General features: G+C 63.5%; 23 protein-coding genes. 9 read left to right on the forward strand and 14 right to left on the reverse strand.

Annotation, left to right across the window (positions count from 1 at the left end):
• Positions 1 to 248: 248 nt before the first annotated feature.
• Positions 249 to 1,499 (reverse strand): hypothetical protein, encoded by a 1,251-nt coding sequence (locus LB565_RS22200; RefSeq protein WP_411970685.1) that lies wholly within the window; start codon positions 1,497 to 1,499, stop codon positions 249 to 251.
• Positions 1,500 to 1,630: 131 nt separating this feature from the next.
• On the opposite strand from LB565_RS22200, the gene LB565_RS22205 reads away from it, so the two are divergent.
• The gene (locus LB565_RS22205; RefSeq protein ID WP_224587765.1) at positions 1,631 to 2,704 is read left to right on the forward strand and encodes a CapA family protein; all 1,074 of its coding nucleotides are present in this window, start codon (positions 1,631 to 1,633) and stop codon (positions 2,702 to 2,704) included.
• A 3-nt stretch (positions 2,705 to 2,707) separates the two neighbouring features.
• Here the strand turns inward: LB565_RS22205 and LB565_RS22210 are convergent, their stop codons facing one another.
• Both LB565_RS22210 and LB565_RS22215 read right to left on the reverse strand, forming a co-directional pair.
• Positions 2,708 to 3,190 carry a YegJ family protein gene (locus LB565_RS22210; RefSeq protein ID WP_224587767.1) on the reverse strand — a complete coding sequence of 161 codons (483 nt, stop codon included), beginning with the start codon at positions 3,188 to 3,190 and terminating at the stop codon, positions 2,708 to 2,710.
• A gap of 182 nt (positions 3,191 to 3,372) precedes the next feature.
• Positions 3,373 to 3,888, reverse strand: a complete 516-nt coding sequence (locus LB565_RS22215; RefSeq protein ID WP_224587768.1) for a hypothetical protein — start codon at positions 3,886 to 3,888, stop codon at positions 3,373 to 3,375.
• A gap of 957 nt (positions 3,889 to 4,845) precedes the next feature.
• On the opposite strand from LB565_RS22215, the gene LB565_RS22220 reads away from it, so the two are divergent.
• Positions 4,846 to 5,784, forward strand: a complete 939-nt coding sequence (locus tag LB565_RS22220) for a diacylglycerol/lipid kinase family protein (protein ID WP_224587770.1) — start codon at positions 4,846 to 4,848, stop codon at positions 5,782 to 5,784.
• A gap of 72 nt (positions 5,785 to 5,856) precedes the next feature.
• On the opposite strand, the gene LB565_RS22225 is transcribed toward LB565_RS22220, so the two are convergent.
• The 4 genes from LB565_RS22225 to LB565_RS22240 all read right to left on the reverse strand — a co-directional run bounded on the left by LB565_RS22225 (position 5,857) and on the right by LB565_RS22240 (position 10,318).
• The gene (locus LB565_RS22225; RefSeq protein WP_224587773.1) at positions 5,857 to 6,774 is read right to left on the reverse strand and encodes an NAD(P)-dependent oxidoreductase; all 918 of its coding nucleotides are present in this window, start codon (positions 6,772 to 6,774) and stop codon (positions 5,857 to 5,859) included.
• Positions 6,771 to 7,982: a mandelate racemase/muconate lactonizing enzyme family protein gene (locus tag LB565_RS22230; protein WP_224587775.1), complete on the reverse strand. Its 1,212-nt coding sequence runs from the start codon at positions 7,980 to 7,982 to the stop codon at positions 6,771 to 6,773. Before LB565_RS22230 ends, LB565_RS22225 begins: the two co-directional genes overlap by 4 nt.
• Entirely contained in the window at positions 7,979 to 9,595 is a 1,617-nt protein-coding gene (locus tag LB565_RS22235; protein ID WP_224587777.1) for a GMC family oxidoreductase, read from the reverse strand. The genes LB565_RS22230 and LB565_RS22235 overlap by 4 nt, the downstream gene beginning before the upstream one ends.
• A 162-nt stretch (positions 9,596 to 9,757) precedes the next feature.
• On the reverse strand, positions 9,758 to 10,318 hold the full coding sequence (locus tag LB565_RS22240; RefSeq protein WP_224587779.1) for a GNAT family N-acetyltransferase: 561 nt from the start codon (positions 10,316 to 10,318) through the stop codon (positions 9,758 to 9,760).
• A 160-nt stretch (positions 10,319 to 10,478) separates the two neighbouring features.
• Here LB565_RS22240 and LB565_RS22245 point away from each other — a divergent pair, with 160 nt between their 5' ends.
• Positions 10,479 to 10,874 (forward strand): acyl-CoA thioesterase, encoded by a 396-nt coding sequence (locus tag LB565_RS22245; RefSeq protein ID WP_224587781.1) that lies wholly within the window; start codon positions 10,479 to 10,481, stop codon positions 10,872 to 10,874.
• A 117-nt stretch (positions 10,875 to 10,991) separates the two neighbouring features.
• The gene (locus LB565_RS22250; protein WP_224587783.1) at positions 10,992 to 11,195 is read left to right on the forward strand and encodes a hypothetical protein; all 204 of its coding nucleotides are present in this window, start codon (positions 10,992 to 10,994) and stop codon (positions 11,193 to 11,195) included.
• A 170-nt stretch (positions 11,196 to 11,365) separates the two neighbouring features.
• Here the strand turns inward: LB565_RS22250 and LB565_RS22255 are convergent, their stop codons facing one another.
• Positions 11,366 to 11,734: a winged helix-turn-helix transcriptional regulator gene (locus tag LB565_RS22255; protein ID WP_224587785.1), complete on the reverse strand. Its 369-nt coding sequence runs from the start codon at positions 11,732 to 11,734 to the stop codon at positions 11,366 to 11,368.
• Between the two features lie 90 nt (positions 11,735 to 11,824).
• Between LB565_RS22255 and LB565_RS22260 the strand changes: the two genes are divergently transcribed.
• Together LB565_RS22260 and LB565_RS22265 are read left to right on the forward strand one after the other, a co-directional pair.
• Positions 11,825 to 12,430: an NADPH-dependent FMN reductase gene (locus LB565_RS22260; RefSeq protein WP_224587787.1), complete on the forward strand. Its 606-nt coding sequence runs from the start codon at positions 11,825 to 11,827 to the stop codon at positions 12,428 to 12,430.
• A gap of 210 nt (positions 12,431 to 12,640) precedes the next feature.
• On the forward strand, positions 12,641 to 13,006 hold the full coding sequence (locus LB565_RS22265) for an avidin/streptavidin family protein (RefSeq protein ID WP_224587789.1): 366 nt from the start codon (positions 12,641 to 12,643) through the stop codon (positions 13,004 to 13,006).
• A 129-nt stretch (positions 13,007 to 13,135) separates the two neighbouring features.
• On the opposite strand, the gene LB565_RS22270 is transcribed toward LB565_RS22265, so the two are convergent.
• Positions 13,136 to 13,546: a gamma-glutamylcyclotransferase family protein gene (locus LB565_RS22270; protein ID WP_224587800.1), complete on the reverse strand. Its 411-nt coding sequence runs from the start codon at positions 13,544 to 13,546 to the stop codon at positions 13,136 to 13,138.
• Between LB565_RS22270 and LB565_RS22275 the strand changes: the two genes are divergently transcribed.
• Positions 13,445 to 14,038, forward strand: coding sequence for a GNAT family N-acetyltransferase (locus LB565_RS22275; RefSeq protein WP_224587802.1), 594 nt, complete (start codon positions 13,445 to 13,447; stop codon positions 14,036 to 14,038). The genes LB565_RS22270 and LB565_RS22275 overlap by 102 nt on opposite strands.
• Positions 14,039 to 14,078: 40 nt before the next feature.
• On the opposite strand, the gene LB565_RS22280 is transcribed toward LB565_RS22275, so the two are convergent.
• The 5 genes from LB565_RS22280 to LB565_RS22300 form a co-directional block, all read right to left on the reverse strand.
• Entirely contained in the window at positions 14,079 to 15,389 is a 1,311-nt protein-coding gene (locus LB565_RS22280; protein ID WP_224587804.1) for a hemolysin family protein, read from the reverse strand.
• A gap of 170 nt (positions 15,390 to 15,559) precedes the next feature.
• Positions 15,560 to 16,267 carry an LssY C-terminal domain-containing protein gene (locus LB565_RS22285; RefSeq protein ID WP_224587806.1) on the reverse strand — a complete coding sequence of 236 codons (708 nt, stop codon included), beginning with the start codon at positions 16,265 to 16,267 and terminating at the stop codon, positions 15,560 to 15,562.
• Positions 16,268 to 16,334: 67 nt separating this feature from the next.
• Positions 16,335 to 17,165, reverse strand: coding sequence for an extensin family protein (locus LB565_RS22290; protein WP_224587807.1), 831 nt, complete (start codon positions 17,163 to 17,165; stop codon positions 16,335 to 16,337).
• A gap of 165 nt (positions 17,166 to 17,330) precedes the next feature.
• Complete coding sequence (locus LB565_RS22295) at positions 17,331 to 18,320, reverse strand: extensin family protein (RefSeq protein WP_318012184.1); 990 nt, start codon at positions 18,318 to 18,320, stop codon at positions 17,331 to 17,333.
• Positions 18,321 to 18,452: 132 nt separating this feature from the next.
• Positions 18,453 to 18,878 (reverse strand): DUF3775 domain-containing protein, encoded by a 426-nt coding sequence (locus tag LB565_RS22300; protein ID WP_224587811.1) that lies wholly within the window; start codon positions 18,876 to 18,878, stop codon positions 18,453 to 18,455.
• Between the two features lie 178 nt (positions 18,879 to 19,056).
• Between LB565_RS22300 and LB565_RS22305 the strand changes: the two genes are divergently transcribed.
• Together LB565_RS22305 and greA are read left to right on the forward strand one after the other, a co-directional pair.
• Complete coding sequence (locus LB565_RS22305; RefSeq protein WP_224587814.1) at positions 19,057 to 19,593, forward strand: tetratricopeptide repeat protein; 537 nt, start codon at positions 19,057 to 19,059, stop codon at positions 19,591 to 19,593.
• A gap of 261 nt (positions 19,594 to 19,854) precedes the next feature.
• The gene (gene greA / locus LB565_RS22310) at positions 19,855 to 20,328 is read left to right on the forward strand and encodes a transcription elongation factor GreA (protein ID WP_027168132.1); all 474 of its coding nucleotides are present in this window, start codon (positions 19,855 to 19,857) and stop codon (positions 20,326 to 20,328) included.
• Positions 20,329 to 20,498 lie beyond the last annotated feature (170 nt).

Genomic DNA, 20,498 nt, shown 5'->3' on the forward strand with positions numbered 1-20,498 from the left:
GCTGACAGGAGGCTGTCAGGAGAGGCGTCATGATGCGATGGGGAAGGCTAACGCCGACCAGGTTCCTCTCCCCCGCCGCAGGCGGGGGAGAGGTGTCCGCGAAGCGGACGGAGAGGGGGCTTCGTAAGGCGTAAGCCCTTCTCTTCGAGGCGCTTTGCCGCTCGAACCGGCGCCCCCCTCTCCGTCTCGGCTTCGCCGAGCCACCTCTCCCCCATTTCATGGGGGCGAGGAACCTAAGATCGCGGGCCTCAATTGAACCACAGCGCAAACGTCAAAAAGCCAGCGCCGCCGAATTCGCGCTGGATCTGGTCGAAATCGTCGCTGGTGAGGATTTTTCCGCTTTCGAGATAGGGCGCGATGCCGGGGCCGGTGATCGAAAGGACCAGGTCAAAAGGTTTCGGCTCGTCGAAGAAGCGCTTCATGTTGATGCCCTTGCCGGCGATGCGGAAATGCGGCAGCAGCGCGCGACCTTCGAGAAGATCCTCGGCTACCGTCAGCGTGGCGAGCCAGGCTTGCACCTGTTCCTCGCCGACCTCGAGGCCGGTCAGCGGGTTGATGCCTTTCTGCTGCGGTCCCGGCAGCCATTCACGGTCATTGTCGGTCTCGGCCAGGATCGATTTCCAGTCTTCGCGCGACAGGCGGATCATCTCCAGCAGGTGGCGTCGCGCGGCCTGCCGGCGTTCCGGCTCGATCACCGGCCAGTTGACGAGATGCACCAGCGAAATGAAGTCGGCGAAGCGCCATTCCAAGGCGAACATGTTGCCGCTCATGCCGCCGTCCAGTGGCACGAGCGTATCCTGCAATGGCAGTTTCGCACGCGGGAACAACATGTGGAACGAGCCGTCGAAGGCATTGCGGAAATCGTGCGCCAGCCAGAAATCGGCCTGCGCCATCAGGAACTCGGCATAGCCTTGCAGCCAAAAACCGTCGGCGCGGTCGAAGCGGAAGGTGAGCGAAGGCGCGGCATCGTTTATGTCGACGCTGCCGCGTGAGAGCGACGCCATGATGGCGGCGATGCTTTCGTCGGGCGCGAGCTTGCCATCTTCGTTGAGGTCGATGCCGACATGGGTGAGGTCGACCACCATGCCGATATCGGCATCTTTTGGCACGGAGCCGAGCCTGGCGGCGGATTTTTCGAGCCGGTCGCGGAAGGCGACCAGGATGGCGCGGAATTCTTCGTAGGTCAGCGGCTGCGGGTTAGGATTGTCGGGCACGGGCAACCGCATCAGCGGCAGCATGAAGGATTTCGGGCTCTCGAAACCGTGGCGATGCAGGGCGCCGGCGAGGAGCTCGAGCGCGGTGAAGAATTCGCCGGCGCCGGCCGCATAGGCCGCGGCCGGGTCCCTGGCCGCTGCCGCCTCCAACGTCGACAGCGCCGTGTTCCGGTCGGCCACGCTCTTTGCCTCGAACATGGACTTGGCCGCGTCCGGCATCTCCGCCCAGGCAATGGACGCCGGCGGGAATGCAAACAAGGCTGCTGCAAGGATCACTCTACGCATCGTCATCGCCCTCCACTTCTCGCGAGCATACACGGATTTCGGTCTGTCCGAGATGCCCGCCGCGGGATCCCCAGCAACCCGCTTCAACCGGCCCGTCAGACAGTCTACACAGGGCGAAACTGGATGGGCCCGTGTCGAACTATCCGCTTGCCTATAAACTGTCCTGGCTGCCGCGCCTGCTGAGACCATCGCTTGCGGGCGACAGAAGCGGCTTCGCGGCGCCCGCGGCGACGCTGCTCGATCCGCAGCCCACACGGAAGGTGCGGCTGGCCTTCGTCGGCGACATTTCGGCCGTCGCCAATCGCGATGCGCCGGAGTGCGATCCGGTGATCGCCGCGCTGCTTTCGTCCGCCGACATCGTGATCGGCAATTGCGAAAGTCCGATCGTCGAACGCGCACGCGCGGTCATGGGCACGCGGCTCGGCACGCATCATGCGATGAGCGAGCATTTCCTGGCCGATGCGCTCGCAGCCGCCGGCATCGCGCGCGACAGGCTCGTTCTGTCCCTGGCCAACAACCATATGCTCGATCAGGGCATCGCCGGTTTCGAGGAAACGCTCGCGGCGCTGAACCGGCTCGGGATCCGAACCATCGGCACGGTTGCCGGCGGGCACGTCCAGCGTCATGCGGCCGGATCGCTGGCGATCGGCTTTGCGGCTTTCACGCTCTGGCGCAACACGGACGCCGCGCCGTTCGAAGAACGTATCTCGATGCATGCCGCCGAATGGCCGAGCGACGCCGTTTCCGGCATCGATCTCATCTGCGCCGTGCCGCACTGGGATTGGGAGTTCCGGCATTTTCCACGACCTGCGACCCGGGCGCTCGCGAGGCGACTGGCGGATCACGGCGTCCGGCTGATCGCCGGGCATCACGCCCATGTCTTGCAGCCCGCCGAGCGCATCGACGACAGCGTGATCGCCTATGGGCTTGGCGATTTCCTCGGAACCGCCCTTGCCAGGCAGCCATGGCCGGCACAGATCAGCTCGATATTCGTTGTCGATGTCAGCGCCGATCCGGCCACTCGCGGCGCCATCGCCGCCTACCGGATGCATTTCTTCATGCGCCTGCGAGCAGGCAACCATGAGCGGCTGGTGCCTGTCGAGGCTCTGGATGGCGCGCTCAAGCAGCGGGTCGCGGCCCGACTGGTGGCGATTTTTCCCACGTCGGAGCGCAAGATCGGCGCGCGAGATGAAGTGGCCGGATAGGGTTCAGCAATCGAAGCCGTATGCAGAACGCATGTACTCGGCCTCTTCCTTCGACATCTTCTTGAGCATCACGCAGACGGTGAAGCTGCCGACCTGGCGGCCGTTCTTGGTGTAGCCCCAGTCGGAGATGTCGTCCCTGGTGAATTCGATGTTCTGGCCAAGGACGACGTTGCGAACGATCTCCGGCTCGTTCGCCAATATGCCGACGAAGCCGTCGGCGGTCCGCTTGAAGGGAATGACCCAGAAATGCTCCGTCGCCTTTCCGTCGACGATCATCACCTTCAGCTTGAACTTGTCGGTCCCCGGCGGCGGAGCGTCGGACAAAGCCAGGAATTCATCCAGGCTGGATCGCGCCTTCTCGATCGCCGCCGCCATGTCGGCGTCGTCGGAGGTGATCACCATGGCCTTGTCGTCGCCTTCCGCCCGGGCATGCAAGGGAGCGAGCGCCAGCAGCAGGGATAACGCGGTACGAACGGCAATTGTCATGACGCCCCCCGGTGAAGGCCAACATCCTGGTGCGTTATCTTCGGGCAATGTGTCGGCTTAATCAATCCGATCTGCGGTTGCGAAGCGGCCTTACGCCATTGTCATCGGGCAATGATAAGAGAGCGGCTTCGCCGTAACTTTCTGCTCGGTCTGACCTGAATCTCAACGCGCCCTGGACGGGCTTACAGCCCGGTCAAACCGGCCAGCCAGTTCGCCGAGCGCTTCGCCGCGTCCACCGTTGCGCCAGCGGCGCGGCTAAGGTCGGTCTTGACCACGGCATAGCCGGCCTTGGTGCGGTAAAGCACCGCGCGGCCGCCATCGACCGACCTGTCGAAGGCGACCGGCTTTGCCGATTCCGTTTCGCTGGCGGTCACCGTTCCGCCGACCGGAGCGCTCGGGCGATGGTCGAGCTCGGGCGGCAGCGGGGCGATGGTTTCGACGACGCGGTTCCTGGGTTTCAGATCCGGCCTGGAGGCTTTGGCGGCAAGCTCCGAGGAAGAGGCCGAGCCCTTGACGCGGCAGATGCCCGAAACCAGCGGATAGTTGAAATTGCGCTGGTGCAGCATCTGGCTCTTCATCGCCGCTTCGCAGTCGGCGATCGTCGCCCATTTGGCCGGCGTTTCACCGATATATTCGCACAGCTTGGCGTCGCAGTCGCAGCCGACAATGGTCATGGCGACAAGGGCGGTCTTGATCACGGTCTTGTCCCTTCGAAATTGCCCCTCCCCACCCGGTTGCATCAATCCATGCCGAACAAGGCGGGATTTGGCCGCCATTGTGAAATGTGGATGACGGGACGTTTCCGAAGCTTACTCAGCCGGCGACTGTGACCGAAATGCCTCAGTCCTCGGCGTAGACATGTTCCAATTGGCACCGGCCTTGGCGAACGCCGGCAGGACCAAGTGCGGCTTGCGCACGGTGCCGGCCAGCGCGGCACGGCACATGTCGGGTGGTGGCGGAATCATAGGCCTGACAGGAGGCGAAGCCGTCCTCAAAAAGACAGTCGGCGCTGGGATTTCTCCCAGCGCCTCCCTGTCAGATCATGAACCAGTCAAGGCAGCAACTTCCGTAAAGTCGTCGCGCCAGGCCAGCCTTGATTTTGACGGTCCTGCCAGTCGCCACCCGAGGGCAGCGCCCGTTCCAGACCACGCCGATCTCCACCCTTGCGGGCTTCGCCCAGCGTGCCATCGAAGGTTTTTACCGGCCTTCATGGCAGCATCGGTCCGCCGTCGGCGTTGGCACGCTTTCCGCGGCACCCGTAGGTCTCGGCATCCGTCCCTCCAACAGGCGAGCCTGCTCTCGTTCTGGGCCGTACGGGCCTCAGGAAATCCGCCCTGCGCTTTTGCCTTTCGGCTGGGCGTTCGGTGGCCGCCTGAGATGGGTTGAATGTACGCCGGGTAACGGGTTTGGGGAATGCCGGCGCGCCTGTGGATAGCGGGATTATCGGGGACCAGTGGCAAAAGCCCAGGAATCCGCCGGCCGAACCGCTTAGACAGCCTGTCCCGCTTTTCTGTGACCGCTCGACGTTGGAGCCTTGCTCCATCGCCCGGTCCGCGTTTCAATGTCGGCAAAAGAGTTTGGGCCGGCAAAAGACTTTGGATGCCCGCACAGGTGCCGCCGCACATTTTGCGCCACTTGCCTCGAGGGAGGTCGACTTGAAAGTCGGAGTGGTTCTCAATCCGATAGCCGGAGGCGGCAGGCTCAAGCGGCATTGGGCGGAAGCGGCGGCGTTGCTCAAGACGAATTTCGGCGATTTCGATTTGCGTGAAACGCAGGCCGGCGGCGACGCCGAGCGGCTGGCGATCGATCTCGCCGCCGGCGGGTGTGACCTGGTGATCGCGGCAGGCGGCGACGGCACCGCCAGCGAGGTGGCCGACGGGCTGCTGCAGGCACGGCACGAAACTGGCAAGGAAACCGCGCTTGGGCTTCTGCCTTGTGGCGCCGGCATTGACTTCGCGCGCGGGCTAGGCCTGCCGCGCGGCATCGACGCCGCGGTCAAGAAAATCGCCGATGCTAAGAGCCGCAAGATCGACGCCGGCCGCATCTGCTACATCGACGACCACGGCGCGCTGGCCAGCCGCCACTTCATCAACATCGCCAGCCTCGGCCTGTCCGGTGCGACGGATCGCGCCGTCAATGCCGACAAGCGCAAGGGCAGGGTCCCGGTCAAGGCGCTGTTCTTCTGGCGCACGGTCGTGGAGTTCCTCCGCTACCGCTTCCAGGACGTGAGGATCACCATCGACGACGGCGAACCGGTCGAGGCGCGCATGGCGCTGGTGGCGGTCGCCAACGGAAAATTCTTCGGCGGCGGCATGATGATCGCGCCCGACGCCGAGCTCGCCGACGGCCAGTTCGACATCGTCATCCTGCGCGCCGCCGGCAAGCTTGGCTTGATCCGCGACCTCCGCCTGCTCTATGGCGGCCGGCATCGCAACCATCCGGCAATCACCATCCTGCGTGGCCGCAAGGTGCTGGTCGAGCCACTCGGCGATGTCGAGAAGAACGGAGCGCTGGTCGACATAGACGGCGAGTCGCCGGGGCGGATTCCGGCCACGTTCGAGATCCTGCCCGGCGCGCTGACCTTGAGAGGTTGAATCAACCGACTGAGGCTTTGATTCAGCCGGTATGGCCAGATGATTGAAATAACTGGCTAAATATTTGCCGGGCTATGGTTCGAGCCTGGCCGGAAAGCCCGGCGCGCGAAGCTCCGTGCCGACCGCGTCTTCCAAAAGCTTGACGATCTGGGTCGACCAGGCATCGCCGCCATAGGCGCGCTTGCCCTCCTCGAAGATCGCGTTGACGCGTGTCGCCAGATCGAGCGGCGCGCCGAAATCCCTGGCCATGGCAAGCGCGAAGCCAAGGTCCTTCAGCGCAAGGTCCATGGTGAAGCCGATGTCGTAGGAGCCGTTGAGCACCAGCTGGCTTTCGGTCTCGTGAACGAAGCTGTTGCCGGAAGAGGCGACGATGGCGTGGTAGGCCTGGGCGAGGTCGAGGCCGCCCTGCTTCGCCAGCATCAACGCTTCGCCGGCGGTGACGAGATGGATGAAGGCGAGCATATTGGTGATGACTTTGATCACCGCGGCCGAGCCGACCGGCCCCATCAGGAAGGATTTCGCGCACATCGCCTCGATGGCCGGCCGGTGGCGTTCGTAGAGCGCCGCGTCGCCGCCGACGAGCGCCGTGATCCGGCCCGCCGCCGCCAGATGCACGCCGCCGGTAACCGGACATTCGAGCGTCTCGATGCCCTTGGCGGAGGCGAGGGCAGCCAGCTGCAGGATCTCGTCACGGCCATTGGTCGACATCTCGATCCAGGTGCCGCCCGCGGGCAGGCCCTGGAGCAATCCGTCGGGGCCGGCGAGCACTGTTTCGCTGACCTTCGGCGAGGGCAGGCAGGTGATTGCATTGCCGGCGCGTCTAGCGGCCTCGGCCGGGCTCGCCGCCGCCGTGGCGCCGAGCGCGACAAGGCGCTCGACCGCCGCCGCGTCACGGTCGAAGACGGTGACGGCAAAGCCGTTGCGCAGCAGGCTGGCGGCAAGGTTGCCACCAAGATTGCCAAGGCCGATGAAGGCGTAAGCGAGGGTCACGGCATCAGCGGCGTCTGCATCATCTGCAGATGCAGGTCCTTGCCGCTATAGGGATGGGCCTCGCAGACCTCTTCGTTGAGCTCGACGCCGAGGCCCGGCTCCTTCGAGGGGATGACATTGCCGTCCTGCCATTCGATCTTCTTCTTGAGCAGTTTTGCGTGGAAACCGTCCCACTGCTTGAGCGATTCCAGGATCAGGAAATTGGGCAGCGTCACAGCAAGCTGGATGTTGGCGGCGCCGACGATCGGGCCGCAGTAGCAGTGCGGCGCCACCTGGATGTGATAGGCCTCAGCCATGGCGGCGATCTTCTTGGTTTCGAGAATGCCGCCGGAGCGGCCGAGATCCGGCTGCAGGATGGTCGCGGCGCGGTTCTCGATGACGCGGGCGAACTCGAATTTCGTCGTCAGCCGCTCGCCGGTGGCGATCGGAATGGATGTGCCGCGGGCGACCTGCGCCATAACCTCGGGCATATCAGGCGGCACCGGTTCCTCGAACCACAGTGGATCGTAAGGCTCGATGGCGCGCGCCATGCGCAGCGCACCCGACGCGGTGAACTGGCCATGCGTGCCGAACAGGATGTCGGCCCTGGTGCCGACTGCTTCGCGGATCGCTTTGACCATGCGCGCCGAAAGGTCGATGTCGATCAAGCGCGGTTGGTGGCCGTCATAGGCGGTGTAGGGGCCGGCCGGGTCGAGCTTCACGGCGTTAAACCCCTGCTCGACATATTCGAGCGCGCAGGCGGCAGCCATGTCGGGATCGTTGTAGACGTTCTTGCCGCGCGCGTCTTCCGAATGGACGCTGCCGGTGTGCGGGTAGAGGTAGGTGTAGGAACGCAGGGTTTCGTGGACCTGGCCGCCGAGCAGCTTGTAGACCGGCTTGCCGGCTTCCTTGCCGACAATGTCCCAGCAGGCCATTTCGAGCGCCGAGAAGCAGCCCATGCCGGAGACGTCGGGGCGCTGGGTGAAGCCGGAGGAATAGGCGCGGCGGAAGAAATTCTCGATGTCGTGCGGATCGCGGCCGACGAGATAGCGCTCGGCCATATCCTCGATCATCTTCGCGGTGACATGCGCGGAGAAGGTCGCGTTGTAGGCCTCGCCATAGCCGACCACGCCGCCATCGGTGGTGAGCTTGACGAAGATGAAATATTTGCCGCCGATACCGGGCGGCGGGTTGCCGACAACCCAGGTCTTCACGTCGGTGATTTTCATTTGTGATCCTCCAGAACCAGGTCGGCGCCTTTCCATCCGGTCAGGATCGCGGCGGCGTTGGTGTTGCCCGTGATGTTGTCAGGGAAAATTGAAGCGTCGATGACGCGCAGACCGTCCAGCCCATGCACCCGAAGCCGCGGGTCGACGACGGCGCGCGCGGCGTCAGGTCCCATGCGGCAGGTCGAGACCGGGTGATAGACGGTGCCGGAGCGTTTCCTGAAATCCTGGATCAGATCGGCGTCCGATTGGATCGACGGGCCGGGCAGCACCTCTTCCTCGATGATCTCGGCCATCGCAGGCATCGAGGCTATCTTGCGCACGAACTTCACCGCCGCCAGCATCTCGTCGACATCGGCATTGGTCGAATAGGCGTTGGGCGTGATCCTCGGATAGTCGCGCGGATCGTTCGAGCGGATCATGATCTCGCCGCGGCTCGACGGCCGGCAGTTGGACAAGCCGATCGAGAAGCCCGGCCAGGGGTCGGGCGTCAGGATCGGCCGTTCGCCGCTCTTCGGGATGACGGTCGAGAAGGCCTGGAAGTAGAGCTGCATGTTCGGCCGCGTCATCGACGGGTCGGTGCGGAAGAAGCCGCCGGCATTGTTCATCGACAGCGACAGCGGACCGGAGCGCAGGAGGATGTATTGCATGCCGACCAGAAGCTTGCCCCACCATGGGCGCAGGATCTGGTTGAGCGTCGGCAGCTTGCCCTTGAAGGTGTAGTTGATGCCGACATGGTCCTGCAGATTGGCGCCGACATTGTCATTGGCGCGGACGACCGGGATACCGAGATTTCCGAGCAGCGTGGCAGGGCCGATGCCGGACAGCTGCAGCAGCTGCGGCGAGTTGATCGAGCCGCCGGACAGGATCACCTCGCGGCCCGCGCGTGCCGTCTTTTTCTGCCCGTTCTGCTCATATTCGACGCCGACGGCGCGCTTGCCCTCGAACAGGATCTTCGTCGCCAGGGCGCTGGTCTCGACACGGACATTGCCGCGTTTCATCGCCGGCCGCAGGAAGGCGCGCGCGGCCGACATGCGGCGGCCGTTCTTCGTCGTGATCTGGTACACGCCGACGCCCTCCTGGGAGGCGCCGTTGAAGTCCGGATTGAGCGGCAGGCCGGCCTGCTCGGCGGCGGCAAGATAGCGCTTGGTCAGCGGATGCACCGCGTTCGTGCAGTCGGTGATGTGCAGCGGCCCGCCGACGCCGCGCCACTGGTCGGCGCCCGCCGCATTGTCTTCCATCGCCTTGAAGGAGGACAGGAGGTCATCATAGGCCCAGCCGGGATTGCCTGCGGCGGCCCAGGCATCGAAATCCTCGCGCGCGCCGCGGATGAAGACCATGGCGTTGATCGAGCTCGATCCGCCGAGCAGCTTGCCGCGCGGCCAGTGGTCGGCATTGCCGCCGAGGCCGGGATCGGGCTCTGCCTTGTAGTTCCAGTTGACGGCCGGGTCGAAGAAGGTCTTGCCGTAGCCGAGCGGCATCTGGACGTAGAAGCGCCGGTCGGTTCCGCCGGCCTCCAGCACCAACACGGAGAAGCGGCCCGACGCCGACAATTTGTCGGCAACGACCGAGCCGGCCGAACCCGAGCCGACGACGATGAAATCATAAGTCTGCATGATAAGCGGGCGCGCTCCGAATCCGGCGCTTACCCTAGACATTGCCTGCTCGCCGCGTCGCCGGACCTTCCGGCATGGCTTGTGAAAAAAGCGACCGCGAACTTCGTTTGGGTTTCGGCTTGTGATCGCAGGTGGCCATTACACTGGAAAGGTGTCCGGCCGTCAATCAATGTTCTTGATATGATAACGCATGATTGGGCGGGCCGGCATCCTGCGAGCCACGACTGAAAACCCGGCACGAGCGAAGGTGGAGGCGTACCCGCTACCGGAAGCGCTCGGCGATATCTCGGCATCAAAAGGATAGGCTTCAAGCGCGGCGGCATTTGCGCGCCTTGCGATCTCTTGCGCCTCTTGGATTAGGCGGGATGTGATGCCCTGCCTGCGATATCTTTTTCGCACATAGAGGCAAGACAAAGACCAGACCGGTGTATCATCCACACGCTTGAGCTGCCAAAGTCGATCGAGCCAGGTCACGGCATCTCGGGGTGTCACCTGGCACCATCCGACGGCAGCACCGCGATCAAAAGCAAGCACGCCTGGAGGTGGGCCTAGCTCGACGATCTGCCTGAACGCCGCCTTGTTCTTCTCGCCAGGTCTCTTCTTGTAAGAACTGCCGATCCGCCCGTACATGCACCAACAGCGACTGCACGCGGCGCTTTCGGAGAACAGATCTTCAATCGCAGGCCATAGATTGGGCGTCAGCGGACGAAAGGTGAACTCCATTTCAGGTGCCTCCTCAATTCGCCGCATGTAATGTAGCGCTAAGCCTGCCGCTCTCCATCCCCTGGCGAATTTCACGCGATGCCTTCAACGACCGACGGCGCGTTGACGTGTCCGTACGGTGACGGTACGGGATCAGAACGATCGATCTCGGAGGAGTTGCATGGTGCATTACGCGGACGGAAAACCTCTTGGCGATCTGACCTTGCGCACGCTCGCCATGCCGTCCGACGCCAATGCGGCCGGCGACATCTTCGGCGGCTGGGTGATGGCGCAGATGGACCTTGCCTGCGGCATCCGCGCCGCCGAGCGCGCCAAGGGTCGAGTGGTCACTGCCGCGGTCAAAGAGATGTCCTTCGCCAAGCCGATGAAGATCGGCGACACGCTTTGCATCTACACCCATGTCGAGCGCGTCGGCCGCACCTCGATGGTGCTCAAGGTCGAAGCCTGGGCGCAGCGCTACCTTTCCGACCTCATGGAGAAGGTCACCCATGCCGATTTCGTCATGGTGGCGCTCGACGGCGAAGGCAAGCCGAAGCCGGTTCCGGCCGAGAACTGACAGGCCCTGATTCTCCTCCAGACCTGCCGTTTTGTAACAACATCCGCGCGGGAGATGCGCTTCGCGACATCCAATGGTTGCCATCGCGCCCCACTTTGAGGGCGCGAGGGGAAAACAATGCGTCAACACATGCTGAACGGCTGGCTCGTGGCAGCCCTTATTGCTCTGGTCTGCCTGCTCGGCATAACGGCCTACATGGAAGTCAGCAAAGACCTTCCACGCGTCGCCTGCATGCGAGGCCCGAAGGCGATCGACAAGAAGGCTGCGCAGGCGGAGAATTGCTCGACGACGTGCTGCGACAGCACCATCCCGAGCGCCTGATCGCTGGCTGGTTAAAGACAGCCATCCTTGTCGAGGCGGTTGCGCGGAGACGCCGGCGAGGATCGCTGCGACGCAGCAGCAGATCCGATCAAAGCCATAGGAAGGACGGGCCCTGCGCCCAGCCGCATGGCTCATCCAATGGTTCAGAAATCCTTGAACTTCAAGGGTTTTCAGGCCTGCTGGCCGTCGAATCTCGCGCGCGCTTCGCGGACCCGATTGGTGTTTTTGCGGGCCCATTCGCCGAGCGCGCCGACCGGCACGAGCAGCTCGTGGCCGAGCTCGGTCAGCTCGTAATCGACACGTGGCGGAATGGTCGGAAACACTTTGCGGGTGACGAAGCCGTCGCGCTCCAGGCCGCGCAAGGTGGTGGTCAGCATCTTCTGCGAAATGCCGCCGACGGCGGCGCGCAATTCGTTGAAGCGCATCGCACCGCCGCCGAGCTTGCCGACGACGAGCACGGTCCATTTGTCGCCGACCCGTTGCAGGATTTCCGACACCGCCCGGCAGTCCTCGGTGTTGTGCGGGTGCCTCAGTAACAAAAACGTGCCTCCTTGCGCGCCGATTTGTCAGTATCACATATAGCGCCGGTATCCAAACGATACCAGAAATTCCCGCAAGGAGAGCCCCTTATGTCCAAGCCCAAAATCGCTATTGTCGTCGGTTCGACGCGCGCCGCCCGCTTCGCCGACGTGCCGACGCAGTGGATCGCCAAGATCGCCAAGACCCACGCCGATATCGACGTCGAGATCGTCGATCTGCGCGACTGGCCGCTGCCTTTCTTCGACGAAGTCGCCTCCTCCGCCTGGGCGCCGTCGCAGAACGAAGTGGCGCAGCGCTGGCAGAAGAAGGTCGCCGAGTTCGACGGCTTCATCTTCACCGCCGCCGAATACAATCACGCGCCGACCGGTGTCTTGAAGAACGCCATCGATTACGCCGCCAATGAATGGAACAAAAAGCCGGCCGGCTTTGTCGGCTACGGCTCGGTCGGCGGCGCGCGCGCGGTCGAACAGCTCCGCCTGATTGCCGTCGAGCTGCAGATGGCTCCCGTCAAGTCGGCCGTGCATATTGCCTGGGGCGATTTCCTTGCGGTGCGCCAGGGCGAGAAGAAGCTCGAGGATCTCGAGCATCTGAACCAGGCCGCCGCTGCGCTGGTCAACGACGTCGCCTGGTGGGCGAAGGTGCTGAAGGCCGCCCGCGCCGCCGACGCGATCGCCGGCGAAGCCCAGGCCGCCTGAGCGGTCGATCGACATTGTCCTCCCAGTGGGAAGGGGTGGCGCTAGCGCCGCCCCTTTCCGTTTGCGGAGCTGCCTGTCTTGTCTGGATCCCAGGTTGATCCCTTTGGCCGTCGCGCTGTTGACCGCTCGGAACAGCGCGTTAGATGCAGGCCCGAATCCACCGAAGACAATTCACCGAAGACGAAGACAGCACAGTCGTGGAGGAGCGGAATGCCTTGGCTTGGCAGATGGCGTAATCAATATGGGTCCGTCCTCGACATCACCGGTGAGGAGGGCGGCCGGATTGAAGGCACGTTTCGTACGGCGCTCGAAGACAGCAGCTTCTATGGACAGACCGTGCCGATATCCGGCATCGCGCATGGCGACGTGATTGGAGTAACGGCCGCCGGCGAGGGTACGGCCGGCCCCGCCGCGGTGAGCTACACCGGCATATTGCGGGACGGCAAACTGGAGACGATGTGGCTAACGGTGGCAGGCAGCACCATCGCCGGCAAGGAGGGCGAAACCGCTTCCCGCAAGCGGGTGGGGACCTGGCGTGCCTTCGGCATCAGCCTCGACACCTTCGTCCGAGAATAGCTAAGCTGGCGGGCACCGAGTGCATTTGCTGGGAAGCGGCGCAAGCCGTTGCTGCTCGCGCGCTCTGATTGCGATCGCTTTAGCCCGTTTAATATCGGAAAATGGAACTTCCGGAGGCGGGCGAAGTCGCTAAGTGCTCGGGGGAAGCACGAAGCGCCGGTCATTGTAATAAGCGAGATATCCGGAATGTACGGGATCGGCGAGATGCCGGGATTTCATATAGACCTGCGCTAGGATCGACGTCCCGCCCTCGAAAGGCTCAACCTCGACCGGCACGCGCAGATTGCCAGGCGCGCCGACGGATTCAAGCCTGTCGAGGCGTGAGAGGATGCGTTCATCCACCTCGTAAAGTTCGCCGGCGACCTGGAAGCCGGCACCCGGTTCGTTGAACATCATCGGAGCGAAGCGAGGCCCGGCAATCAGCATTGGAAGACGCTCATGCGTCCGACAGTTGCCAAGAAACGCGGCCCCGCTCAAACCCTGCTCGTGCAGGGGATAGCCCATCTTCAAAGTGCCGAACACGAAGACTTTCGAAGCCATGCAGGAGGAACGTCGGCAGAGGTTGGAAGTTCACAATCCATGCCGTTGTTCGGAACAGGCGAAATGAACGAGACTCCGAATCTGAGAATCCTGCCGTCGGCTGATGATGCCGTCAAAGCCGAGGCGGCAGCGGCGCTCTATCGCTATAATGTTGCCGCCACAGGCGTGGATGATCGCCTGCCCATCGGGGCCGTGCTATACGACGGCTCGGGCAGGGCACTCGCTGGGCTTTGGGGACGAGCCGAGTTCGGCCTACTGTTCCTCGACATGTTTTTCGTGCCGGCGCATCTGCGCGGCCGATCCTACGGCGCTCGGTTGCTTGCAACCGTCGAGGAAGGCGCAAGAAGACGCGGCTGCAGGGGCGCTGTCGTCGAAACGAGCAGCTTTCAGGCACCCGGATTCTACATCCGGCATGGTTATAACGAATTCGGCCGCATTCCTTTCGCAGTCGACGGACAGGCGCGCATCTTTTTTCGCAAGCAGCTTGCCTGAGCAGTGCTGGCAGTTGCAGCCGCATCGAGGGAGGCGATCCTCAGCGCGCCACAGGGCGGTGGCCTTCGGGCAGGCGGGTGGCGATCAGCTTGTCGATGCGGCGGCCGTCGAGGTCGACCACCTCGAAGCGCCAGCCTTGCGCGTCGACGCACTCGCCGGTCGTCGGCAGATGGTGGAGATGCGACAGCACATAGCCGGCGACGGTTTCGTAGTCGCGGTTTTCGGGCAGGTCGATGCCCAGCACCTCGGCCATCTCGTCGGCCTGCATATAACCGGCGAGCAGCCAGGAGCCGTCCTCGCGCTTGACGGCATTTTCCTCCTCGCCGGCCTCGAGGTCGGAGCGGAACACGCCGGTGATAGCTTCGAGGATGTCGGCCGGAGTGACGATGCCTTCGAAATGGCCGTATTCGTCATGGACCAGCGCCATCGGCACGTCCGATTCCCTCAGCTTCTGCAGGACATCCAGCGCGTCGGCCTGGTCATGCACGATGGGTGCGGCGCGCACATGCTGGCGCGGATCCAGCACCCTGCCGGCCAGAAGGGCGGCCAGCACGTCGCGCGTCTGGATGACGCCGACCATGGCGTCGACATTGCCGTCGCCGACGGGCAGGCGCGAGTGCTGGGTGTCCATCAGAAGTCTTTTGACGGCGGTTTCGTCCGACTGCAGGTTCAGCCAGTCGACCTCGGTGCGCGGCGTCATGACGGCGCGCACGGCGCGGTCGCCGAGGCGCATGACGCCGGCGATCATGCGGCGCTCGTCGGATTCGATGGTGCCGTGATGTTCGGCCTCGGCCACCAGCATCTTAATCTCCTCGTCGGTGACCTTCTCTTCGGTCTCGCCGGCCTGCCCAAGCAGCCAAAGCACGGCGCGGCCGGAGAGGTCGAGCAGGAAGACCAGCGGCGCCGAGAAGGTTGCGAGGATGGTCATTGCCGGCGCGGCCCTGACGGCGACGCGTTCCGGATCCTTGAGCGCGATCTGCTTCGGCACCAATTCGCCGACGATCAGCGAGGCATAGGTGATCAAGGCGACGACGATGCCGACGCCGACGGGATCGGCGATGTTTTCGGGGATGCCGGTCGAAGCCAGATATTGCGCCAGCCTTTCGCCGAGCGTGGCGCCCGAGAAGGCGCCCGAAAGAACGCCGACGAGCGTGATGCCGATCTGCACCGATGACAGGAATTTGCCGGGGTTCGAGCCGAGCGCCAATGCGCGGCCGGCGCCGTTGACGTTGCGGTCGATCATCGCCTTGAGACGGGCGGGCCGCGACGAGACGATGGCAAGCTCCGACATCGACAAAAGGCCGTTCACCAAGATGAGGACGGCCACGACGGCGATTTCAAGATATAGCATGGGCGGTCAATAGCATTGCTGCAGTGCATTCGAAAATAGCCCGTCGGTATTTTTGGGACATGACAGGCGCGCCGTTCAAGCCGCATCCCAGATCGGCGCCGAGAAATGCCCGACAAGCGCGTCGATGACGACGCGCACCTTCGGCGTCAGCGCGCGTAATGGGTGCGCCGTCACCGCTGCGTCTTCAGAACGCCGATAATGGCCATGCCGTCGGTGAAATAGGGATCGCCGCCCCCATTGCGTCCGGTCTTGGTGGCGCCGATCCCCGGTATCTCGCTGGTGGATGCCAGCAGGCCGGCGGTCTTCAGGTCGCCGATCAGGAAGTCGCGCTCAGCATCGATGTCGGGACCAATATGATGGGTGATGGCACCCGTGTCGTGGCTGAGGCCGACGCCGCGATCGAAGCTGGCGGCGCCCAGCCAGAGCGGTCGGCCGTCGTCGCCGACCGTGTCCGTCTGCCAGAAGCGGACGTGGTGGCGCCGGTCGGCGCTGTCGCCGACCGGCTTTTCGAAGGCAAGATCTTGAGCGCGGCCCTCGAACAGCAGGCGGCTCATCGGCGCATCCGGGTAAGGGCGGGAGAACAAAACGCTTTCACCGATATCGATTGCAGTCCTGAGCGTCACGGCATCGGCCGTGTCCCAGCCGGCGACCGCGAAGGCGTGGACAACTTCCTTCTCCGTGCCGACAAGGCCGACATTGATCGGATCGCCGGGAATGCCCTGCGGCGTATGCGTCACCATCTCGAAGGGCCGGGTACGAAAACCGCGCTCCCGCCAGGTCCAGAATTCCGGCGCGGCGACGTAGGCGAGCGCCAGATAGACGGCGCAAACCGCCGCCAGCCAGATCGCCGCGCGCCGCCTCAGGCTTCGCTCACCCACAGCCAACCGCTCCCAAATCCACGCGCGACCATTTTATGCGGTGTTGGCCGTTTTGGGCAGAGCAGCCTCAGCGGCAGGCGCGGTAACCGCTTTTGCGGTTCTTGATGTCGAAATGGAAATGGTTGCGGTGGTCGTAATTGTAGCCTGGACCGAGCACCGTGGTGAAATATTCGCAGCCGTCGGCGCGCACATTGTTGAGGAAGCCGCGCGTGCGGAAGGCGAACAGGCCGGGCTTGCGGACGTCGATGTCGTCGCCATTGTTGAGCTCGATGCTCATGACGTCGAGGGCATTGCCCTTGCCGTGCTCGGAGAGAACGCCTTCGCCGGCGATGTTGCGGCAGGAATAGCTGGAGCCCTGGTGGATCGCCCTGACCCCGGAGAAATAGCGCCAGCGGGCAGCCGGCTGCAGCTCGTTCTTCGTCCAGGCGGCAAAGGTGGCGGCCATGTTGCAAGTCAGCGTCGCCGCCGGCTTCATGGCGACGCTGCCGATCGCCGAGACCTTCACTGGATAGTCGATGCCGCACTGGCCTTCATGGATCGGCTGGATGTCCTGATAGACGACGCCCATCCGCTTCAACTCGTTGCGGCAGTCGATCTCGCTGGCCGGCATCTGCACGGTCGGCGAGATCGGCTCATCCATACGCGGATAGGCGGCCTGGGTCATGTAGGGATTAGACGGAACGAGGCGTTGCATGCCGGAGTATTGCGGCGCGTCGGGCTGCAGCACGGCTGCCGTCTGGCTGCCGACATCGACGGCCGGCTGCAGCGCAAAGACGTCACCGGTCGTGCAGGCCGATATCGTCGCAATGGCAACGCCCGCGGCCAGCCCGACGAGCATGATGCGCGCACGCTTGCTCCGTCGCGCCGCTGCCAGCATGGCGCCAAGTCTTCGAGCCATCGAAAGGCGTCCTTGTCCCCAAGATCTGATCTGTTGGGATCATGATCCAAATGACACAAGGTTAACCCTCAACAGTAAAGGAAAGATCAGCGCCGGCATTCATGCCTGGGGCGGAATTGCGGCGCTGAACTTGCCCGGACGTGACCGAAACTTTCGAAATCGTGCTTACTGGCAAAAGGTGCCGCCGTGGCGGCGCGGCTCCAGATCGAAGTGGAAATGCAGCGCGTGATCGGGGTCGGCGCCCGGACCAAGCACCGTCTTGAACGGCCCGCAGGCAGCCTTGCGCACCGCGTTGAGGAACTTCGCGTCCTGATCCGGCGGCGCCGGCCCGACCTCGATCTTCCTGCCGTCCGACAAGGTGAAGCTCGCGATGTCGAGCGCATTGCCGAAGGCGTGTTCCGACAGTTTGCGCGTGCCGTTGCGCGGCCGGCAGACGAAGGCCGAGCCCTGGTCGACCGACTTCAAATCGGCGCCGAGTTCGGCCTTCGTCATAGGCTGGACGACATCGGCCAAGAAGCGCGCGACGGCCTCGGCCATCTGGCAGTTGAGCTCGGTGCCGGGACTGATGCCGATGGATTTGCCGAGCGTCTTCAAAACTACCGGATAGGGGATCGAGCAGCCGATTTCCGCATCGTGCTCGGCCTTGTGCTCCTCGAACTCGACGCCCAGCGCCTTCAGCCGCTCGCGGCATGCGGTTTCTTCCGCCGGCATCGTGTCGGCCGGCATATCGGCCGAGCGCGGATCGGGAAGCATCTTTTCCTCGCCCGGCGGTTCGGGTTTTTCCGATGGCTGCGGCGCGGTTTCCGGTGGCTCCGGCTCGAACTCGGTGGGCTTCTCCGGTGGCGTCGGCACCACATCCGGCGTCAGCGGCTCGGATTCCGTCCGCGGCGCGGTTTGAGCGCTTTTCGAACGTGGCGGGCGTGCGTCCCATTTCGGATGCGATTTCTCCTGATTAAGGAAGTCGTCGCTGCTGTCGAGGCGGCTTTTGTCTTGCCCGGACTTCTCAGTGCCGTTCTCCATGTCCTGGGGACGCGACCCTGGAACCGGGGTCGCCGGAGGCGTTTCCGGTGCCGGAGCGGCGCTCTGGCTGGCCGGCGGCAGGTGTCTTTTATTTCGATGGTGATGCTTGGCCAGGGCCGGGGTAATCAGCAGCATCGCGGCCGCCACAGGCAGCGCCAGTCGGCAAAGTCGGGAAGGGCTCAGCGTTGCCATCGCCCCGAAACGGCGGTCGCGTTGCGAAGTTGCCTGCGCCGGCAGCCTTGCCGATCACAATCGGTTACCGGCGCGTTACGCGCCGATGGCTTCAAGGCCTTCCTCCAGCCAGTCGGCAAGCATCGGCAGGCCAAGCAGGTATTTGGCCGTGCGCTTCCTGGGACGCTCCCTGGCGGCAGCCACCGCATCGGCCCATTCGGACGGGTCATAGTCGCCGCGCCCGACCCAGGCGAGTGCGATCAGCTCGGCCGCTTCGTCGATGTTGAGATCGTTGATCAGCTCGCGGAATTCCTCCTCGGTGAGATCTTCCGAGGCTTCCTCGACAAGGCCGTCATGGTGGTGGCTGGCATGCGTGTCGCCGTCGAACTCGACCTCATGCTCGGCGCCGTCGTCATAGTCTTCGTTGAGGGCGGCGCTCAGCGCCTTGGCCTTGAGGATGAACAGGCGCACCGTGTCCGGATCTATCGAAAGTTCCCACTCGTTCTCGAGGCGCCGCTGCACGGTCCTTCTCCACGTGATGCGCTTGGTTCCGATGATAGCGGAATTAAAACGCGCGTCACGTCCGCTGGTAAATGCCTCTGTCCGGCAGCCCAAAATAGTTCGGTAGTCGTCCGCATTTCGGGATGAAACCGCGCCAAGGCGGCGTTAATCTGGCATTGTCACACTCACGGAGGCTTCGATGCGCAGACGTTTGCTTGTTCAGGTCATGGCTATTGCGGCGCTGCCGCTGTTCATTGCACCGGCTTTTGCGGCTGGTGAAGGCGGCAGCAGCGGTGGCCAGACGACCAGCACCTGCAAGAAGGGCGAGGTCTGGGACAAGAAGAAGAGCAAATGCGTAAAGCCGCAATATGGCATGCTGGACGACGACAGCATCTATGAGGCGGGCCACGATCTGGCGATGGCCGGGCGCTATGACGAGGCGATCTCGGTGCTGACGCTCGCCGCCAACAAGCAGGATCCGCGCATCCTCAACTATCTCGGCTATTCGCACCGCCATTCGGGCCGCGTCACCGTCGGCCTCGGCTATTACGAGGAAGCGCTGCGGATCGACCCGAACTACACGCTGGTGCGCGAATATCTTGGCGAAGCGCATCTGCAGATCGGCGATCTCGCCGGCGCGCAGCAGCAGCTCCAGGAAATCGAAAAGCGGACCGGCAAGAGCTCGCGCGAATACGGCATGCTGTCCGAGCAGATCGATCATTTCCTGAGGAGCTGAACAGGGCTTCGACGCTCCTCGAACCGGCTGCGGGCAATCGCGGCCGGTTTTTCGTTTGCCGCGAAGCCGGGGACCCGCGAAAGCGGTGATCATTTTGCCGAATTTCATTTTTGGGCGTGAAAATCGCGCGAAGATTGCTATATTCGTGGAAATTGTGGTGAGACGGTTCCGTTAGCCCGAGGCTGCCGGACCGTTTTCTTTTTGTACCCATTGACAAGGCCGCTCCCGAAAACGGGGGCGGCGGCAGGAAAGGTCAGGCACATGATCAAGGTCCCGATGACAGGCGAGGGGTTCGCGTCATTGAAGGAAGAACTTCGCTGGCGTCAGCAGGAGGAACGTCCTCGTATCATCGAGGCGATTTCCGAAGCACGCTCGCATGGCGACCTGTCCGAAAATGCCGAATATCACGCGGCCAAGGAGTCGCAGAGCCACAATGAAGGCCGCATCAACGAGCTCGAGGATCTGATCGCGCGGGCCGAAGTTATCGACGTTTCGAAGCTTTCCGGCGACAAGGTGAAATTCGGCGCAACTGTCGTGCTCGTCGACGAGGACACCGAAGAGAAGAAAACCTACCAGATTGTCGGCGACCAGGAAGCGGACGTGAAGTCCGGCCGTATCTCAATCTCCTCGCCGATCGCGCGTGCGCTGATCGGCAAGGAAGTCGGCGATGCCATCGAGGTCAATGCTCCGGGCGGCGCCAGAGGGTATGAGATCGTCCAGGTGCAGTTTATCTAAGGACCTTTTGATAATTCTACTCTGGCGGCCGACTAGCGCGGTTTTCTGCGCTTTCGGTGCTCACGTACTTTAAGTACGCTCCGCTCCGGCCTTCGCCAGCCGAAGCCCTGATAAGCGTCTCCGCTCTATGAAGGCTACGGCCGGCGTAGGCCGGTTCTCGAAAACCACGC

Origin of the sequence: Mesorhizobium sp. CA14 (genome assembly GCF_020165195.1) — a bacterium.
In the GTDB taxonomy this organism is placed as follows: domain Bacteria; phylum Pseudomonadota; class Alphaproteobacteria; order Rhizobiales; family Rhizobiaceae; genus Mesorhizobium.

Bases quoted from the DNA above. Each gene is read 5' to 3' on its own strand.
- LB565_RS22200 (WP_411970685.1), bottom strand. From the start codon at position 1,499: ATGCGTAGAGTGATCCTTGCAGCAGCCTTGTTTGCATTCCCGCCGGCG.
- LB565_RS22210 (WP_224587767.1), bottom strand. From the start codon at position 3,190: ATGACAATTGCCGTTCGTACCGCGTTATCCCTGCTGCTGGCGCTCGCT.
- LB565_RS22230 (WP_224587775.1), bottom strand. From the start codon at position 7,982: ATGAAAATCACCGACGTGAAGACCTGGGTTGTCGGCAACCCGCCGCCC.
- LB565_RS22235 (WP_224587777.1), bottom strand. From the start codon at position 9,595: ATGCAGACTTATGATTTCATCGTCGTCGGCTCGGGTTCGGCCGGCTCG.
- LB565_RS22240 (WP_224587779.1), bottom strand. From the start codon at position 10,318: ATGGAGTTCACCTTTCGTCCGCTGACGCCCAATCTATGGCCTGCGATT.
- LB565_RS22245 (WP_224587781.1), top strand. From the start codon at position 10,479: ATGGTGCATTACGCGGACGGAAAACCTCTTGGCGATCTGACCTTGCGC.
- LB565_RS22250 (WP_224587783.1), top strand. From the start codon at position 10,992: ATGCGTCAACACATGCTGAACGGCTGGCTCGTGGCAGCCCTTATTGCT.
- LB565_RS22260 (WP_224587787.1), top strand. From the start codon at position 11,825: ATGTCCAAGCCCAAAATCGCTATTGTCGTCGGTTCGACGCGCGCCGCC.
- LB565_RS22265 (WP_224587789.1), top strand. From the start codon at position 12,641: ATGCCTTGGCTTGGCAGATGGCGTAATCAATATGGGTCCGTCCTCGAC.
- LB565_RS22275 (WP_224587802.1), top strand. From the start codon at position 13,445: ATGCGTCCGACAGTTGCCAAGAAACGCGGCCCCGCTCAAACCCTGCTC.
- LB565_RS22270 (WP_224587800.1), bottom strand. From the start codon at position 13,546: ATGGCTTCGAAAGTCTTCGTGTTCGGCACTTTGAAGATGGGCTATCCC.
- LB565_RS22280 (WP_224587804.1), bottom strand. From the start codon at position 15,389: ATGCTATATCTTGAAATCGCCGTCGTGGCCGTCCTCATCTTGGTGAAC.
- LB565_RS22290 (WP_224587807.1), bottom strand. From the start codon at position 17,165: ATGGCTCGAAGACTTGGCGCCATGCTGGCAGCGGCGCGACGGAGCAAG.
- LB565_RS22295 (WP_318012184.1), bottom strand. From the start codon at position 18,320: ATGCTGCTGATTACCCCGGCCCTGGCCAAGCATCACCATCGAAATAAA.
- LB565_RS22305 (WP_224587814.1), top strand. From the start codon at position 19,057: ATGCGCAGACGTTTGCTTGTTCAGGTCATGGCTATTGCGGCGCTGCCG.
- greA (WP_027168132.1), top strand. From the start codon at position 19,855: ATGATCAAGGTCCCGATGACAGGCGAGGGGTTCGCGTCATTGAAGGAA.